The sequence below is a fragment of the Streptomyces sp. NRRL S-495 genome (genome assembly GCF_000966955.1).
Classification (GTDB): Bacteria; Actinomycetota; Actinomycetes; order Streptomycetales; family Streptomycetaceae; genus Kitasatospora; species Kitasatospora purpeofusca.
This window is the reverse complement of the sequence record NZ_JZWY01000264.1, coordinates 1-13,781: the sequence shown is the minus strand read 5'-3', so window position 1 is coordinate 13,781 and position 13,781 is coordinate 1. Positions and strand designations below refer to the sequence as shown.

Here is a 13,781-nt window from a genome sequence, read left to right as displayed (position 1 = left end):
GCAGGCCGACCGTGCCGAGCGCGGTCCGGATCCCCTCCACGAACGCGTTGCCCTTGACCCGGGGCACCGAGTCCAGCCAGCCGCCCGGATCCTTGAATACCACCACCTCACCGCGCTCCGGCTCGGCGCCGAACCACGGGGTCAGCTTGTCGACCAGGACCCGGTCGTCCTTCTCCAGCGTGTGCTGCATCGAACCGGAGGGGATGGAGAACGCCTGGACGAAGAAGGTCTTGATGCCCAGTGAGAGCAGCAGGGCGATACCGATCAGGATCGGCAGCTCCTGCCAGAACGGCCGCTTCTTCTTCGCCTTGCCGTGCCTGCCCTTGCGGTCCTCGTCCGCACCGCCGTCCGGGCCGCCGTCCGCACCGCTGGCCTTGCCGCCGTCCGTACCGCCGTGCTCGCCGCCCTCCGCGCCTCCATCGGCGCCGCGGTCCTCCCCGGTGGCCGTGGCCGCGGCCGCCACCTCCGGGGCCTCCCCGTCGCCCTGACCACTGCCCGCCGAACCGGCGGTCTCCTCCACGCTCATCCCTGGCCCCCTCCGGACGGCCCGGCGGGCCCCCGTGCGGGACCCCCCGTTGTCAGCTAACGATCGACGGTTCCCGCAACCGGGCAGGGCCGACCCCCGACCGCCCCGCCCGCCACCGACCCGTCAGAACGTACACCCCGGACCCCGCCGCTACGACACCCCGCCACCCAGCATGATCCGCGCGACCAGCTCCCGCCGGCTGGCCACACCGGCCTTGGCGAACACCGACTTCAGATGGTCCTGCACCGTGTACGGCTTCATCGCCAGCAGCCGCGACACGTCCCGGGTGTCGCACCCCCGCACCAGCAGCAGCGCCACCTCCTGCTCCCGCGCCGTCAGCCCGTACGCCGAGAGGTACAGCGGCATCGCGTCGGCGGGCGTCGCCGGGGCCGCGACCACCGTCACCAGGTCCTCGGCGCCGCCCTTCAACGCCGAACCGTGCAGCACGTACCAGCGGCCCTCGCCGTCCTGCACCCTGATCTTCGACTGCGGCACCGGCAGGCCGTGGGCCACCCGGCGGGCCTGCTCGGCGGCCATCGCGACGGCCGTGGGCACCCGCAATGAGGTCCGGCTCGGGTCGGAGAGCCGGCCGAGCAACTCCTCCGCCGGACCGGAGATCGCGATCGGCCGGTTCCCCCGGCCGAGCACCACCACCGCCGGACCCGCGTCCGCCGCCCGGCCCGGCCCCACGTCGGCCGCCGGCACATGACAGGCCCTCAGCGCATGGCCGAGGTGCCGCGCGGCGAGGTCCGCGAGCTCCCGGTGCCGGGCCAGGTACGGCCCCCGTCCCGGCTCCCGCAGGAAGACCGCGCACCCCCACATCCCGCCGTGCGCGTCGAACACGGCCCGCAGCTCGTCACCGAACCCCGCCGGCCGGATCTGCTCCCGGAACCGCACACTCTCCGACAGTCGCCCCCGGGTCGCCCGGCTCAGCGTCTCCGCCCGCACCCCGCTGCGCCGGATCGCCGAGAACGTCGCCACGTCGTCCGCCCACACCTCCAGGCGCACCGCGTTCTCGAACCCCTCCAGACTGAGGTCGTCGCTGAACACCGAGTTCACCAGCCCGGTCGCCGGATCCGCCGAGTGCCAGCAGACCGCGTCGTACTCCAGGACCCCCCGCAGCAGCTCGTCCGCCCTGCGGAACACCCCCTCGGCCCCCAACCCCGCTCCGGCAAGCTCCCGCAGCCCCTCGATCGCCTGCTGCGCCGCCACCCCACGTGCCCCACGTGATCCCATGCGCCGGAAGCTAACACGCACACCGACCACCCGCCCATGCCCCGCCAGGCGGATCCGCCCTCCCCCTCCGGACGGTCCCCGACCCNCCCCTCCCCTCATCCTCCGGTCGCCCCCCACCCCGGAGACCAGCGCCGGTCGGCCGCCGCCGCTAGAGCCAGTTGCGGCGCTTGAAGATCAAGTAGAGGCTCGTGCAGACGAGGGCCATGAGGGCGATCGCGAAGGGGTAGCCGAAGGCCCACTGGAGTTCGGGCATGGTGGTGAAATTCATGCCGTAGACCGTTCCGATCAGAGTCGGGGCGAAGAGGATGGCGGCCCAGGAGGAGATCTTCTTGATCTCGTCGTTCTGGACGTGGCCGGCTTCGGCGAGTTGCTTCATCTCCTCGTTCTGGCGCTGGGAGACCAGGGTGGCGTTGACGGTGAGGATGTTCTGGAGCATCTGGCGGAAGCCGTCGACGCGCTCGGCCGCGTAGGTGGCGTGGTCGGCGACGTCGCGCAGGTAGCGGCGGAGTTCCTCGTCGGTGCCGTACTTCTCGAAGCCCGCCTCCAGGCTCTGCATGATCTCCAGCAGGGGCCGGGTGGCGCGCTGGAACTCGATGACCTCGCGCGAGAGTTCGTAGATGCGCCGGGAGACCTGCGGGTCGCCGCCGAAGACTTCGGTCTCGATCTCGTCGATGTCGTGCTGGAGGCCGGCGATGACCGGGGCGTAGCCGTCCACCACGGCGTCCAGGACGGCGTAGAGCACCGCCTCGGGGCCGAGGGCCAGGAGTTCGGGGTCGGCCTCCAGGCGGCGGCGGACCGTGGAGAGGTCGGGGGCCTGGGAGTGGCGGACGGTGAGGACGAAGTCGGGGCCGACGAAGAGGTGGATCTCGCCGAAGTCGACCTCCTCCACGTCGTCCAGGTAGCGGGCGGCGCGCAGCACCACGAAGAGGGTGTCGCCGTAGCGCTCCAGCTTGGGGCGCTGGTGGGCCACGATGGCGTCCTCGACGGCCAGTTCGTGCAGGTTGAACCGCTCGGCGGCCTCCAGCAGCTGGGCCTCGGCGGGGCGGTAGAGCCCGATCCAGGCCATCGTGCCGGGCTTGCCGGGCAGTTCGCGGTAGACGCCGGCGAGGTCGGTGGCGGAGGCGACCCGGTGGCCGTCGCGGTAGACACCGGCGTCGACGACGGAGCGCTCCAGGCTCACGTGCTCGACCGGCTGGTCCGGGCGCGGGTCCATCGAGTGCTCGGGGGTGGGCTGGGCGTCGAGTGCTCGGGGGCGGGCTGGGCGGGTGTGGTGCCGCCGGCCGGGTTGGTTCGGGTGAAGGGGAGCTTGCTCGCACGCACTGCGCGCACACGCCAGTCGGACATGACGGGGTACCTCCGCGGTTCGGGGGCCGCCGCACCGGACACTGCAGGTCGGGGGTGCGGGGCAGGCGGGGGGCGCCCGGTCGTCCTCCACCGCGCACGGCGCCCTGGCCGCGCGGCGCGCCGGATCAGCGGCGGGCGGTGCGACGGCGTGGGTCGGGAGCGGTACGGGAGGAGGGGCACCGGGTGCCGGGAGAAGTGAGGGACGTCCTGGGGAGGGGCCTACTTCGACCCGGACTACTACTGCACTCCATCGCTCTCACCTCCTCGCCGTCGGGGCGCCCGTGCGGGGTCGCCGTAACCGGGTCATCAGGAGGCTCCACACCGCCGAGCGGGCGCGCACGGGCGCCGCAGCGTCGGGTGGGCACCCCTTGATCTCGTCAGAGCTTTGGCACGCCACGGCGTAGCACCCGGGATGGTCCCGAGGGGTGCAGCCACTTGGGGTCACCCCTTAGGCCGGGGAGACCTGTCCTGACCCTGGGCGTCTCTCGACGTCGTGGGGTCAGTGGCCTGTGTCCATGGCGACGCCTCACCGAACGAGGTGCCTTCACAACCTCTCCGAGTCTAGTACCCGGTCGAGGGGTGGTTCGACCAGGGGTGCGACCAGGACTCGGCGCGGAGCGCGCGACGGTCGGTGCGCGGGGCCCGCGGAGGGCTCGTGCGGGTGCTCCGCGCCCCGGGTGCACTCCGGCGCGCGCCGGTTCGAGGAGACGTCAATTCGCTTGTTGGAGCCGATGGTTCACCTCCTTCCGGTGCGGACGCGGGCATCCGCGGCGGCGCGTTCGCTCCCCTACCCTTCGTGACATGGCTTCCTTGGAGACCGGCCCCGGACGGGGCACGGCGGTGGTGATCGGCGGCGGTCTGGCGGGAACGCTGGCCGCCTGGGCGCTGCGCGGTGCCGCCGAGCGGATCGTGGTGGTGGAGCGGGACCGGTACCCGGACGGCCCGGAGTTCCGGGCGGGGCTGCCGCAGGGGCGGCATCCGCATCTGCTCCTGGAGGCCGGGCACCGGGTGCTGGAGGAGCTGATGCCCGGCACCCGGGAGGAGCTGCGGGCGGCGGGCGCCGTACGGGTCGCTCTTTCGGGTGATCTGCGATGGCTGAGCGCGGCCGGGTGGATGGCCGAGTACCCGGCCGAGCTGGCGTTCTACTCCTGCACCCGGCCGGTGCTGGACACCGTGGTGCTGGAGCGGGTCAGGACCGAGCCGTCGATCGAGTTCCTGGAGGGCACGGAGGCGGTGGGGCTGACCGGCTCGGCGGCCGCGGTGACCGGGGTCCGGGTCCGGGAGCGCGGGCACGGCGCCGACCGGAGCGCCGTCCGGGAGCTGCCCGCCGAGCTGGTGGTCGAGGCGACCGGCCGGACGTCGGCGATGGCGGACTGGCTGCGGGAGCTCGGCTGCCCGCCGCCGCCCGAGGAGCGGGTGGACGCCGGCATCGTCTACGCGAGCCGCATCTTCCGGCGCCCGGCCGACGCCCCCGCCGACTGGTCGGCGCTGTATCTGCAGTGCAAGGCGCCGGACACGCCGTACCTGGGAGTGCTGCTGCCGGTCGAGGGCGATCGCTGGATCGTGAGTGTCGGCGGGATGCGCGGGGGCGAGCCGGCACCGGGCGAGGCCGGGTTCGCCCGGCAGCTGGGGCTGCTGCGCGATCCGCGGATGCGGGAGGCCCTGGAGGGCGCGGAGCCGCTCGGCGCGGTACGCGGCTTCATTCCCGGTCCGGGCGTGCGGCGGCACTACGAGCAGCGCGCGCCGGAGGGGCTGGTGGTGGTCGGGGATGCCACCTGCACCTTCAACCCGGTCTACGGGCAGGGCATTTCGGTGGCGGCGCTGGAGGCCGGGGAGCTGCGGCGGGCCGCGCTGCGGCACGGCGGGATCGGGCCCGCGACGGCCCGGACGGCGCGGCGGGCGGTGGCGGCGGTGTCGAAGAACGCCTGGGCGATGTCCTCCGCGGAGGACGTGCGCTTCGCGGCGACCACGGGCGGGCCGTCCGGGGCACTGCTCCGCGCCCAGCACCGCTTCCTGGACCGGGTGCTGGCCGGCGCGGCGAGCGACCCGCGGGTGACGGCGGTGTTCCACGAGGTGATGTCGCTGGTCGCCCCGCCGACGGCGCTGTTCCGCCCCGCGGTCCTCTCGGCGGTGCTGCGCAGCGGCTGAGTGGGGGCGAGCGGGCGCAAGCAGGGTAGGTGGGAGCGGGCGCCGGTCAGGCCGTCGGCCCGAGGTGGGCGGCGACGTACGGCACGGCGACCGCCTCCAGCGCGCCGGGCGAGCCGAAGGCCGGGTGGACGTTGACCTCGAAGACCGCCCCGCCGCTCTCCCCCGCGAGGTCGACCGCCGCGAACGGCAGCCCCACCGAGCGGGTGGCCGCGACCGCCAGCTCCGCCAGCCCGGCGGGCAGCGCCTCGACCGGCAGCGGGGTGGAGACGGCGCCCCGGGCGAGGTTGCAGGGCTCGTCCGGGTCGTCCTGCACGTGTTCGACGGCGCGGAGCGCCCGGCCGTCGAGCACGGTCACCCGGTACTGGTGGCGCCGGCCGTCCGCGGTGAAGTTGCGGGCGTCGGCGGCGAGCAGCCAGGCGGTACCGGCCTCGGCGTAGCGCTCGGCCGCCTCGGCGAGCTGGGCGCGGGTGGTGACGTGGAAGACGTCCTGCCCGCTCATGCCGAGGGCCGGGCGGGCCCAGACGTCGCCGCCGAGCCGTTCGAACACCTCGGCGGCCTCGGCCCGGGTGGGCCGGTCGAGCGTGACCGTGGGCATCTGGCGGACGCCGTCCCGGGTGAAGCACTCGACGGTGAGGCGCTTGTCGGTGGCCGCCCGCCAGCCGTCGGCGGCGGTGCCGAGCGAGCGGACCCGGTGTTCGCGCAGGAGCCGCTGGCAGTCGGCGAGTTCGTGGCGGCGGTGCGGCGGTATCTCGTACAGGAGCACCGTCCTGGCGGTCAGCGCGAGACCCTCGGCCGGGACTTCGAGGGCGACCCCGTCGCCGGTGCCCCGCATCCGTCCGCCACCGGCGGGACCGGCCGCGCCGCCGGTCATGAAGTGCCGCGCGTCGAGCAGGAACGGCGCCTGCCCGGTCAGCCGCCGCACCGCGGTGGCCAGCGTCTCCCGGCTGCCTTCGGTCGAGCTGTGATCGGTCATCAGAACGAGCTCGCTGCGCCCCATGACCCCATGGAACATGTCGCGAACATGCCCAGGCAAGGGTTTCCCGGAACTTGCCCGGGGAAGGTGCCCCGGGAGGATTCGCGTGTACCCGAACGGTGCCGCGCGTTAACCGCGGCGCCATGTCGACGCCCCGCGGCGCCGCGCCGACGGACCCACCACCACGCCACCCCGGGGAAAAACCGGTTGGCGGGCCGGGGCGGCCGCTGCTAGATTCCCGGTGGCCGTGCGAGAGAACGAGGAGGTGGTACCCGTGAACGCAGTATCGACATGGGTGCTCCCTTCCGGAGTCATGGTCGGGCGATAGGTCGTCCGGGAGCGCCTTCAAGAGCACTCCCGAAAGGCACGACCATGCGATTCACCTCCGAGCAGCGCCTCGACGACGGCGTCCTCGAACGCGAATTCACCCTCGACGGGATCCCCGGCATCCTCTGGACGCCCGCATCCGCGTCGCCCTCCGCTCCGGTACCGCTGATCCTGCTCGGCCACCCCGGCGGACTGCAGCGGATGTACCCCCGACTGCTGGACCGGGCCCGGCAGTCCGCCGCGGACGGCTTCGCCGCGGCCACCGTCGAACTCCCCGGCAGCGGCGACCGGCCCCGTTCCGCCGTCACCGAGCAGGCCCGCGCCGATCTGCGCCGAGCCATGGCGGCCGGCGAACCGGTCGGCCCCGAGATCGTGGACCGGCTCGTCCTCCCGCTGGTCGAGCAGGCCGTCCCGGAGTGGCGGGCGGCCCTGGACGCCCTCCTCGCACTGCCCGGGATCGGCGGCCCGGTCGGGTACTCGGGGGGAGTGATCGCCATCGGCACCCGACTGGCGCTCGTCGAGCCGCGCATCGCGGCCGCCGTCCTGTTCGCGGGGAGTTTCGTGCCCGCCGCCACGGTCGAGGAGGCCCGCCGGGTCACCGTTCCGCTGCACGTCCTGCTGCAGTGGGACGACGAGGGGAACGACCGGCAGGCGTCCCTGGAGCTCTTCGACGCGTTCGGCTCCGCGGAGAAGACGCTGAACGCCAATCTCGGCGGGCACACCGGCGTCCCGCAGTTCGCGGGGGACGCCGCGGCGCAGTTCTTCGGCCGGCACCTGAGGTGAGGCCGGGCCGTCGGGCCGCCGGCGGACACTGAGCGTCGCCCTGCCGCCGTGGTCGACCACGGCGGCAGGGCGCGGTCTCAGGGCTTGCGGGCCTCGACCAGGAACCGGGCGGAGTGGGCGACGAACGGCCCCTCCGCCCGGATCCGGGCGTCCAGTTCGCGCAGCCGCTCCCGGTGGGCGTCGACGGTGAACCCCGGCACCATCCAGATCACCTTGCGCAGGAACCACACCACCGCGCCGATGTCCCGGAACTCGATCCGCAGCCGCTCCGAGCGCAGGTCGACCACCTCGAGACCGGCGGCCCGGGCGGCGTCCGCGTCGTCCTCCGGCCGCCGGGCCAGCCGCGCCTCCGGCTGCGGCCCGAGGAAGTACTCGACCAGCTCGAACACGGAGGCCGGCCCCACGTGCTGGGCCAGGTAGCTGCCGCCGGGGCGCAGCACCCGGGCGATCTCGGACCACCACACGGTCACCGGATGACGGCTGGTCACCAGGTCGAAGGAGCCGTCGGCGAAGGGCAGCGGCGGCTCGTCCGGGTCGGCCACCACGGCCGCGCCGAGCGGGTGCAGCAGTGCCGCCGCCTTGGCCACGTTCGGCGGCCACGACTCGGTGGCGACCATCGTCCGCGGGAAGCTCCCGGCGACCCCCGCCAGCACCTCGCCGCCCCCGGTCTGCACGTCCAGCGCCGCCGACGCGTGCGCCAGCCGCTCGCCGAGCAGCCGTTGGTACCCCCAGGACGGGCGGTCCTCGCTCGCCCGGCCGTCCAGCCAGGAGAAGTCCCAGCCGTCCACCGACGCCCCGGCCGCCTCGGCCACCAGTTCCTCGAACATTCGCTCCATGCCGTTCATCCTCCCCCACCGCCCACCGGTCCGCCGCCGCGGCAGAGCCCCCGGAGGGGGGCGGGGCGGGTCAGTCCCCGGTGGTTCCGTCGAGCAGTTCGCGCAGGATGTCGAGGTGACCGTTGTGGCGGGCGGTCTCCTCGGTGAGGTGGAGAAGGATCCAGCGCAGGTCCACGTGGAGACCGTTGCGGATCGGCCGCTTCGCCCGGTCGGCCAGGTCGCTCGCGGCGACCAGTTCGCGGTAGCGGGCGCTCTGTTCGGCGTACTCGTCGAGCAGCTGCGTCAGCGGGAAGTCGACGCCGATCCGCATTTCGCGGTCGGGGTCCTCGTCCGTCCAGGGGCCCTGGTCCTCCTCGCCGAGGAAGACCACCTGGAACCAGTGGTACTCGACCCAGCGGAGGTGGTTCACCAGCCCGCTCAGGGTCATCAGCGGTGAACCCGGCAGGAGTGCCTTGCGCGCGTTCTCCGGGGAGACGCCCTCGCACTTGGCGCGGGTGGTGTCACGGGCGTAGTCGAGGAAGGTGGTCAGCTGCGTGCGCTCGTCCCAGGCGGGAGGCGTGTCGTCGATTCTGGTCATCGTGGGACAGCATCCCCATTCGCACGACCGCTGTCGACATGTTTACGGACGGGTCGATTCCGGAGCGTGCCCGGCGGAGGCATCGCCGGCCGCGGCGCGGTGACCTGCGGCGTGCCGACTGGCGGCCGTCCAGGCGGCGGTGACGGCCCGGTGGGCGCGGGCGGTCGCCTCGGCGGTGTCGGCGGGGAGGTGGAGCGGGGCGCCGAGGTGGACGTACAGGCCGGGGCGGCGGACCGGGGCGGTGGCGAGGCCGGCGAGTTGCTTCGCCGTTCCGCCCGAGGTGAGGCGGCGGGAGCCGGCCTGGCCGAGCGGGACGACGGGTGCGCCGGTGGCGTGGGCGAGGCGGGCCAGACCGCTGCGGAAGGGGCCGGGCGGCAGTTCGCCGGAGTCCCGGCGGCGCGGCAGCCCGCCCTCGCCGTAGATCAGCACGACCCGCCCGGCCGCCAGCGCCTCGGCCGCCGCGTCGAGCGACTCCGCGGCCCGCGCGGTTCCCCGGTGGACGGCGATGTGCCCCTCGTGGCGCAGCAGTGTCCCGAGCAGGGGGATCCGCCACAGGCCGGCGGTGGCCAGCACGACCGGCCGGGCACCGAGCCGGTGCAGGGCGGCGAGCACCACGACGGGGTCGGCGAGCGAGGTGTGGTTGGCCGCGACGATGCTGCCCGGTGCGACGGTGGGGGCCGCTTGGGCCGCTTCTGCGGTGGCGGTGGCGGTGGCGGTGGGAGCGGCGGCGGACGCGGCGGCGGGGGCCGGGTCGGCGGTGATGCGGAGGCGGCCGAAGGCGGGCAGCAGGAGGGCAGCGGTGCGGCTCAGCATGGCGTGGGGTGCGTCCTCGGTGACGGCGGGAGCGGGGTGCTGTCCGTCAGTCTGCTCGGGTGCGCCGGACGGCGCCTGAGTACCCGTACTCAAGCCGGGCCGGGTGCTCCGGGGAGCCGTGGGCCGCCCCCGCGCCGACCGCTCGGCGCGCGCCCTGCGCCGACCTCGTCTAGGCTCGGTCGGATGAGGCGACTGGACGTCATCGACCAGGCACTGTTCCATCGAATCGCCGTGTCCGAGCGCCCCTTCGGGGCCGGGTCACGGGTCGGCCCCTGGCTGCGCCGGGCCAGCCACGCCGCCGACCACGGGAAACTGTGGTTCGGCACGGCCGCCGTGCTCGGGGCCATCGGCGGGCGGAGCGGACGGCGGGCGGCACTGCGCGGGATCAGCGCGCTGGCGCTCGCCTCGTACACCGCCAATGTGGCCGCCAAACAGCTCACCCGGCGCCCGCGGCCCGCACTCGACCACATTCCGGCCGCCCGTCGGCTGCTCCGCCAGCCGATCACCACCTCCTTCCCCTCGGGGCATTCGGCCTCGGCGGCGGCCTTCGCGACGGCGGTGGCGATCGAGTCCCCGGCGGCGGCGGCCGTGGTGGCGCCGGTCGCGCTGGCCGTGGGTGTCTCCCGGGTGTACACCGGCGCGCACCACCCGAGCGATGTCCTGGCCGGCTTCGCGCTGGGCTCGGCCCTCGCCGCGCTGACGCTGCGCTGGTGGCCCCGCTCCTCGCACCTGCGGCCCGCCGCCGGGCCCGCGCGCCGCTCCGCTCCGGCGCTGCCCGAGGGGCAGGGCCTGTCGGTGGTGGTCAACTCGGGCTCCGGCAGCGGCGCGTTGACGACCTACGGTCCCGAGGAGACGGTCACCGTGCTGCGCGACCTGCTACCCCGCGCCGAGGTCCGCCTCTGCGGGCCCGACGACGACCTGCCTGCCCTCCTCGCCGAGGCCGCCGACCGGGCCTCGGCCGCGGGCGGGGCGCTCGGGGTCTGCGGCGGCGACGGCAGCGTCAATCTGGCGGCCGGGCTGGCCGTGGAGCGGGACCTGCCGCTGGCGGTGTTCCCCGGCGGCACGCTCAACCACTTCGCGGTGGATCTCGGCATCGAGGACTTCGAGGCGACGGCGACGGCCGTGACCGCCGGCAGCGCGTGCGGGGTGGACCTCGGGCTGGCCACCGACGGTACCGGGCAGCGGTACTTCCTCAACACCTTCAGCCTCGGTGTCTACCCCGAACTGGTCCAGCTGCGGGAGTCGTTGGAGGGCCGGATGGGCAAGTGGCCGGCCCTCGCGGTGGCCACCGCGAAGGTGCTGGTGAACGGTGAGCCGGTCACCGTCCGGGCCGGCGGGCGGGACCGGCGGCTGTGGCTGCTGTTCGCCGGGAACGGCGCCTACGACCCGCCGGGCTTCGCCCCGACCCACCGGACCGGACTCGCCGACGGCCTGCTGGACGTCCGGGTGGTCGACGCGGGCCGGCCGCTCGCCAGGACCAGGCTCGCCGCCGCGTTCCTGTCCGGCACCCTCGCCCGGTCCCGGGTGTACCACGCGGCCCGGCTCCGGGCGCTCGACCTGGAGGGGCTGGGCGACGCCGACCGGATGGCGGTCGACGGGGAGTCGGTGCCCGCGGCGGGCCCGCTCCGGCTGGCCAAGTCCGGGCGGGCGCTGACGGTCTACCGGCCCGCCGAGGGCTGAGCAGCACCGCCGACGGCGACGCCCACCGTGCCCGGGCGTGCTCGGTCGGCGTGCCCGGTCGGCGCGCCCAACCGGCGTGCTCAGCCGGTGTGCAGGACCCGGAAGCGGCCGGGGTCCGCCGGGTCCCGGTCGGCCACCTGGACCGGGGCCCAGGCCCACTGCCACACACCGATGCCCGGCGCGCGGGAGAACCGTACCGACCCCCGGGTGCCCTCGACCTCGACCGACGGCCAGGCCTCGGCGAGCCGGGCCCGGTCGGCGCCGTGCGAGCGCAGCATCTCGGCGAGCACCGTGACGGTGTCGTAGCCCTCGAAGGCGACGAAGGAGGGCTCCTCGCCCAACTGCTCGCGCAGCGCCGCCCCGACGCGGGCGCCGAGCGGGCCGAGGTGTTCGGGCAGGTAGCGCAGGAAGGGGACCCCGGCGCCGTCCTGGCCCAGCAGCGTCGCCCAGTCGGCGAGTTCCGGCTGGCCGGCCGGAGCACCGATCAGGATCCCGGCGAGGCGCCGGTCCCGGCGGACGGCCCGGACGATCGGCACCGCCGGGTCGGGGTGGCCGGCCAGGAGCAGGAGGGCGGTCGCACCGTCGGCGGCGAGCTCCTCGCAGACGCCCTCGGGGGTGAGGGTGCGCAGGTCGAGTTCGACGAGGGTGCCGCCGCTTGCCGTGATCCGGTCCCGGAGGATGCCGGTCCCGGAGGCCCAGTAGACGCTCGGGTCGGCCGCCACGGCGATCCGGCGGTGGCCCGTGCCGAGGAGGAAGTCGGCGTAGACGCGCCACCCGTGCGACTGTGCCGGGGCAATGCGGGCGACGCGTTCGGCCGGCCCGTCGGTGAGCGCGTCGAGCACCGCCGAGGAGCACAGGAAGGGCAGACCGAGGGCCTCGGCCCGGGCGGCCGCGGCGCGCGCGACCACGCTGTGGTACTCCCCCGCCAGGGCGGCCACCCCCAGACCGGCCAGTTCGTCCACGGCCGCCTCGGCCCGCCCGGGATCGGCGGCGGTGTCGCGGACCACCAGCTCGACGGGCCGGCCGGCGATCCCTCCGGCGTCGTTGACCTCGCGCGCGGCCAGGTCGAGTCCGGCGAGCAGGTGCCGGCCCGCCGCGACCCAGCCGGGGCGGGTCAGCGGCACGAGGGCCCCGATCCGGACCGACGGTCCGTCGGCGGGCGCCGCCCCGTGCGGCCGGGGCGGCCGGTGCGGCTCGTTCGGCCCGTGCGGGTCCGGTGCTGTGTTCATGCGGTGCTCTCTCCCCGTGATCACTTCAGCGGTTCATGATCAGGACGCGCAGCCTACCCAGGCGCGGGCCGGTGGAGGCCGCCGCGCCCCACGACGCAACCGCCCCGGCGACACGCAACTCACCCCGTTCAGGTGACATTCCCCCCTTTTGCACCGGCCCGGTCCCTAGGGTTCGAAGCACCGTTTGTCCACGAAGGGATTTACGTCATGTACCGCACTGTCCGTACGTTCGCCGTCCTCATCGCCGCCGTCGGCGCCATTTCCATCCCCACCCAGGCCTTCGCCGACGACGAGGTGACCGTGCACACCACCACCATCACCGTGATCGGCACCGGCAACCAGCTGGCCGGCGGCGAGATCACCAACGTCGGCGGTGATGCCATCATCGGATCCTTCGACGGCATCGACGTCCACTGACCCTGACCCTTCTGTCCCCCGGTTCCACCACGGAACCGCACCGCCCGCGCCAGTCCCCGGCGCGGGCGGTGCCGTGTCCCCCCGCTCCCGTCCCGCCCCGGTCGACCGGCGGGGCACGCGCTCGGCCCCCGCGCTCGGCCCCCGCTCAGGCTCAGGTCTCGCGCTGCGGCTGGTACTCCGCCTCGGTCGTGCCGAAGGTCCAGGCCACGCCGGCCCGGGCGGTCCTGGTGTCCGGCGGCACCCGCAGCCAGTAGGTGCGGAAGGTGCCGTCCGGCTCGGCGGTCGAGTTGACCACCTCGACCATCACCACCGGCTCGTCGTCCGGCAGTTGGATCCGCCAGAGCACACCGGTCGCGTCCCGGTGCAGCGGCTCGGCGCCGGAGTCGGCGAGGTAGCGCTCGTAGCCGTAGTGCTCCAGCAGCACGCGGCGCAGCTCGGCGTTCTCCTCGGTGCGGATCCGCTCGACGGTGACGGTGCCGAGCCCGGCCAGGAACTCCGCGGGGACGGGCATGCCCCGCCAGGCGTGGAGGGCGAAGCCGTCGGAGTATTCGAGGGCCGGTCCGTCGGCGCGGTCCAGCCGGCCGGCCTCGTCGCGGTGCAGGGCGATCGGGCGCTCGCTGATCAGCACGGTGTCCGCGTACGGCCACCACCAGCCGGTGGTGCGTGCCACCTCGGCCAGTGCGGCGATCCCCTCGCCGGCGACACCCACCGCGCCCGGCGCACCGTCCGACGCCGCGCCCAGCACACCGGCGGCCTCGAAGGCGGCGAACCAGGGCGCGTCGTGCTGGCCCCGGACGGCGTCGAGCAGCGCGAGCCTGGCGGCGGTGCGGCGCTCGCGGGCCACCCCGGCGTCCCCCGGCGGGACGTCCTCGGCGGCCGGGTCGGGGGCGAG

13 protein-coding genes and 1 riboswitch are annotated in these 13,781 nt (G+C 74.9%); of the genes, 4 read left to right on the top strand and 9 right to left on the bottom strand.

What is annotated here, in order from left to right; translation table 11 throughout:
- The 3 genes from lepB to VR45_RS15310 all read right to left on the bottom strand — a co-directional run.
- Positions 1–526 (bottom strand): signal peptidase I (lepB, locus tag VR45_RS15320; RefSeq protein WP_063772483.1); only part of this gene is annotated, 526 nt, incomplete at its 3' end.
- 150 nt (positions 527–676) lie between these two features.
- Positions 677–1,762, bottom strand: a complete 1,086-nt coding sequence (locus VR45_RS15315) for a helix-turn-helix transcriptional regulator (RefSeq protein WP_159394221.1) — start codon at positions 1,760–1,762, stop codon at positions 677–679.
- 148 nt (positions 1,763–1,910) lie between these two features.
- Positions 1,911–2,975 carry a magnesium and cobalt transport protein CorA gene (locus VR45_RS15310; RefSeq protein ID WP_045940305.1) on the bottom strand — a complete coding sequence of 355 codons (1,065 nt, stop codon included), beginning with the start codon at positions 2,973–2,975 and terminating at the stop codon, positions 1,911–1,913.
- 489 nt (positions 2,976–3,464) lie between these two features.
- A riboswitch (M-box (ykoK) riboswitch) is annotated at positions 3,465–3,651 on the bottom strand.
- Between the two features lie 256 nt (positions 3,652–3,907).
- Between VR45_RS15310 and VR45_RS15305 the strand changes: the two genes are divergently transcribed.
- Entirely contained in the window at positions 3,908–5,254 is a 1,347-nt protein-coding gene (locus VR45_RS15305) for an FAD-binding monooxygenase (protein WP_045940304.1), read from the top strand.
- Between the two features lie 46 nt (positions 5,255–5,300).
- Here VR45_RS15305 and VR45_RS15300 read toward each other — a convergent pair whose 3' ends face one another.
- Positions 5,301–6,227, bottom strand: a complete 927-nt coding sequence (locus VR45_RS15300) for an alpha-L-glutamate ligase (RefSeq protein ID WP_234325981.1) — start codon at positions 6,225–6,227, stop codon at positions 5,301–5,303.
- A gap of 372 nt (positions 6,228–6,599) precedes the next feature.
- On the opposite strand from VR45_RS15300, the gene VR45_RS15295 reads away from it, so the two are divergent.
- Positions 6,600–7,337: an alpha/beta hydrolase gene (locus tag VR45_RS15295; protein WP_045940302.1), complete on the top strand. Its 738-nt coding sequence runs from the start codon at positions 6,600–6,602 to the stop codon at positions 7,335–7,337.
- 77 nt (positions 7,338–7,414) lie between these two features.
- Here the strand turns inward: VR45_RS15295 and VR45_RS15290 are convergent, their stop codons facing one another.
- The 3 genes from VR45_RS15290 to VR45_RS15280 all read right to left on the bottom strand — a co-directional run bounded on the left by VR45_RS15290 (position 7,415) and on the right by VR45_RS15280 (position 9,563).
- A complete protein-coding gene (locus tag VR45_RS15290; RefSeq protein ID WP_045940301.1) occupies positions 7,415–8,173 on the bottom strand; it encodes a class I SAM-dependent methyltransferase in 759 nt (252 codons plus the stop codon).
- Positions 8,174–8,243: 70 nt separating this feature from the next.
- On the bottom strand, positions 8,244–8,750 hold the full coding sequence (locus tag VR45_RS15285) for a DinB family protein (RefSeq protein ID WP_045940300.1): 507 nt from the start codon (positions 8,748–8,750) through the stop codon (positions 8,244–8,246).
- 42 nt (positions 8,751–8,792) lie between these two features.
- Positions 8,793–9,563, bottom strand: a complete 771-nt coding sequence (locus VR45_RS15280; RefSeq protein ID WP_045940299.1) for a lysophospholipid acyltransferase family protein — start codon at positions 9,561–9,563, stop codon at positions 8,793–8,795.
- 183 nt (positions 9,564–9,746) lie between these two features.
- On the opposite strand from VR45_RS15280, the gene VR45_RS15275 reads away from it, so the two are divergent.
- The gene (locus VR45_RS15275) at positions 9,747–11,243 is read left to right on the top strand and encodes a phosphatase PAP2 family protein (RefSeq protein ID WP_045940298.1); all 1,497 of its coding nucleotides are present in this window, start codon (positions 9,747–9,749) and stop codon (positions 11,241–11,243) included.
- 80 nt (positions 11,244–11,323) lie between these two features.
- On the opposite strand, the gene VR45_RS15270 is transcribed toward VR45_RS15275, so the two are convergent.
- Entirely contained in the window at positions 11,324–12,472 is a 1,149-nt protein-coding gene (locus VR45_RS15270) for an ABC transporter substrate-binding protein (RefSeq protein ID WP_045940297.1), read from the bottom strand.
- 207 nt (positions 12,473–12,679) lie between these two features.
- Between VR45_RS15270 and VR45_RS15265 the strand changes: the two genes are divergently transcribed.
- Positions 12,680–12,889, top strand: a complete 210-nt coding sequence (locus tag VR45_RS15265) for a hypothetical protein (RefSeq protein ID WP_045940296.1) — start codon at positions 12,680–12,682, stop codon at positions 12,887–12,889.
- 151 nt (positions 12,890–13,040) lie between these two features.
- Here the strand turns inward: VR45_RS15265 and VR45_RS15260 are convergent.
- Positions 13,041–13,781 (bottom strand): DUF6745 domain-containing protein (locus VR45_RS15260; protein WP_045940295.1); only part of this gene is annotated, 741 nt, incomplete at its 5' end.

Coding starts and splice junctions, on each gene's coding strand:
- VR45_RS15305 (WP_045940304.1), top strand. CDS start 3,908: ATGGCTTCCTTGGAGACCGGCCCCGGACGGGGCACGGCGGTGGTGATC.
- VR45_RS15270 (WP_045940297.1), bottom strand. CDS start 12,472: ATGAACACAGCACCGGACCCGCACGGGCCGAACGAGCCGCACCGGCCG.
- VR45_RS15285 (WP_045940300.1), bottom strand. CDS start 8,750: ATGACCAGAATCGACGACACGCCTCCCGCCTGGGACGAGCGCACGCAG.
- VR45_RS15310 (WP_045940305.1), bottom strand. CDS start 2,975: ATGGACCCGCGCCCGGACCAGCCGGTCGAGCACGTGAGCCTGGAGCGC.
- VR45_RS15265 (WP_045940296.1), top strand. CDS start 12,680: ATGTACCGCACTGTCCGTACGTTCGCCGTCCTCATCGCCGCCGTCGGC.
- VR45_RS15275 (WP_045940298.1), top strand. CDS start 9,747: ATGAGGCGACTGGACGTCATCGACCAGGCACTGTTCCATCGAATCGCC.
- VR45_RS15300 (WP_234325981.1), bottom strand. CDS start 6,227: ATGACCGATCACAGCTCGACCGAAGGCAGCCGGGAGACGCTGGCCACC.
- VR45_RS15280 (WP_045940299.1), bottom strand. CDS start 9,563: ATGCTGAGCCGCACCGCTGCCCTCCTGCTGCCCGCCTTCGGCCGCCTC.
- VR45_RS15315 (WP_159394221.1), bottom strand. CDS start 1,762: ATGGGATCACGTGGGGCACGTGGGGTGGCGGCGCAGCAGGCGATCGAG.
- VR45_RS15290 (WP_045940301.1), bottom strand. CDS start 8,173: ATGGAGCGAATGTTCGAGGAACTGGTGGCCGAGGCGGCCGGGGCGTCG.
- VR45_RS15295 (WP_045940302.1), top strand. CDS start 6,600: ATGCGATTCACCTCCGAGCAGCGCCTCGACGACGGCGTCCTCGAACGC.